At 59.9% G+C, this 2,334-nt stretch carries 2 protein-coding genes; both read right to left on the reverse strand.

Annotated features, from left to right (window positions below; translation table 11 throughout):
* Positions 1–95: 95 nt before the first annotated feature.
* Positions 96–680, reverse strand: coding sequence for a hypothetical protein (locus N5096_RS10070; protein ID WP_267664416.1), 585 nt, complete (start codon positions 678–680; stop codon positions 96–98).
* 1 nt (position 681) lies between these two features.
* A complete protein-coding gene (locus tag N5096_RS10075) occupies positions 682–2,190 on the reverse strand; it encodes a hypothetical protein (RefSeq protein ID WP_267664418.1) in 1,509 nt (502 codons plus the stop codon).
* Positions 2,191–2,334 lie beyond the last annotated feature (144 nt).

A 2,334-nucleotide genomic window follows, 5' to 3' on the forward strand; every position in this document is an offset into this window, starting at 1 on the left:
GGTGTCCTTGTCCTCTTCGACTCGATAGCGACAGCTCAGCAGTATCAACAATCTCCTACAGAAGAGCGTACAACTAAAAAGTATGAACGGGAGACTTACGCTTCGCCCGACGGGAGCTCCCCTCCCGACACTTGGAAACCGCCGACCGTCGCACGGTCGTACACCCCGATGGTCATCTGAGTAGCGTCTCGACCCTGGTTCTCGCCGCCGGCACACATCGCTTTCACACTCTCGATGTGCTTATCGAGGGACTGAGCGGCGAGTACCTCCGGGTCCGCGCGCTCGCCGCCGAAGGTCACTTGCATCGAGTCCTCGTCGCCGCCGTCGGCACGGGCGTGTGTGTCCGTGCTCGGGCTCGCCTCGATACCGGGGAGTTCCCGCTGCTCCGGGTCCGGTTCTGGGACCCGCCCCGCGTCGCCAGCACACTCGATTCCATACTTGTCATCGAGATACGTTTCGAGTCTCTCCGACGTCTCATACCACCCATCACCGTGGTTATGCAGGTATGGTTTGACCGTGTGCATCGCCGACTCAGGCATCCCGTCGTCGTCGCCACGAGCGGCGACGTCGCCCCACTTCCATTCCTCGCCCGCGGGCGGGAGCTTGTCGAACTCCGATCGTGCGTAGTGCATCCGGAGCTTTCCCGCGCGGTCCGCCGTCTCTTTGATTGAGCGTGGCATCTCAGGCTTCCTCCCCGTCTTCCCCGAAACTGTCGGGAAGGTGCTTGGGATTGAGTGAGCGCTCGGCGATATTCCACGCTGCGTCGATGGTCTCGCCGCACGTGCCACACTCAACCCTGTGCCCCTCGAAGTGCCCGTTGGTCGCAACAATACCCCACCAGCGACCGCACGTCCGACACTGTACGCCCGTGTCACCCATTCTGCCATCCGGAGGTCGCGGGTCTCCCGAGCCCGCTCCGAGTACCGTGTCATAGTCCCCATCCTCGTCGCTCTCAGCACGATCGTGTGTGTCGTCGTTGGCGTCGTCTGAGTCGCTGGCGTCTCTCTCGTCCTCGACTATGATATCCCCGCGCGTGGCAAGCTTCTCAATTCTGCCCTTGACAACATCGAGGCTGTCTGTCTCAACTTTCGACGTGGCTGCGCCCGCGACCGCCCCCTTCGACGTCTCGCCGTCTGCAGCGTCGATTATCGCCTGATCTAGTGCTTCCATGTCCTGCTCGACACGATCGTGTGTGTCGTCGTCGCCGTCTTTGACAGCATCGTCCGCGTCACCGTCATCGTCATCGAGGTCGTCTTGGTCGTCGTCCGCACCGCGCTCGATGAGTGTTGTATCGGTCATGCCCGGTATGAGCTGTAACATCGTCTCGTCGTTCTCGCCAACGGTCGCGGGAACGTCGCGGATGACGTACGTCTCGCCCTCCTCAAGGCTGATGCCCGGAGCTTGGATGTAGTACCGTATATTACCCGATTCATCCTGTAGCACCCCCTCCTCATGCCGATTGTAGGACGTCTTACCCGTGGAGTTCGTCACTTTGACTTTGATGCCCTCGCGCCGCCCGAGTGAGTCGTCGTCGATGATCTCCCTGAGCGTCTCACGTGCGCGACCGTCTCCGTCGGCGTCTGCGTCGTTGTCCCCGTAAAATCGTTTCATCGTCTCCGGCACCCACGCATCGAGCGCCCGCTCGCTAAATCCAACACCTAAGTATCGAGTCGGTCGCTCCGCGGAGAATGGATTGTCGCGCGAGCGGTCCTTGACGACAGGGTATTCTGGCATCTCTGATATGTAGTCATACAGGTCCGAGAGTTGCTTCCCTGCGTGTCCGTGCGCCTCTGCGAAACTGTCGAATACTGTCTTGAGATGTTGTGCTTTGATGCCGTGATCGTCGTCTTCGACGGCGATGAGCGCGTTGCGCGCAAAGTCGTGAACCGGGTCGCTGAACGACTCATACTGATTGATGCGCTCAGTCCGAGATCGTGTGTCTGTGATTCCGCCCTCGTGCAACATCCGTGCGAGCCCATCGAGCGCAACATACAACATCGCCTTCAAGCGGTCCTCTGCACGCAACTCCTCCTCAACAACCGTCTTACCGCGTGACTGTAGCTGCAGCGGGTCGTTCGGGTCCGGGTCATCGACGTATTTCGCTGGGAATTCGATGGGATGGAATCGACGCCCGAGCGCGTCGGCGTCCTGGTCGCGTGGGAATCGCGGTGGCGAGTCTGACGCAAACATCATCGTTGCGTGGTTGTAGCCGTCGTAAGCTGGCTTCCCCTTTGGCTCGATTTCCGTCTCGTCCCCGCTTGAATTGCTGTGTTGAATAGCGATCTAATCGGCTTATATCACGGAGTAGAAGGACGAAGCCGAGGAAATCGATTC

The sequence above is a fragment of the Halorubrum yunnanense genome, from assembly GCF_026586675.1.
In the GTDB taxonomy this organism is placed as follows: Archaea; Halobacteriota; Halobacteria; order Halobacteriales; family Haloferacaceae; genus Halorubrum; species Halorubrum yunnanense.

Excerpts from the sequence above, each read along its gene's own strand:
- N5096_RS10070 (WP_267664416.1), bottom strand. The coding sequence starts at position 680 with ATGCCACGCTCAATCAAAGAGACGGCGGACCGCGCGGGAAAGCTCCGG.
- N5096_RS10075 (WP_267664418.1), bottom strand. The coding sequence starts at position 2,190 with ATGTTTGCGTCAGACTCGCCACCGCGATTCCCACGCGACCAGGACGCC.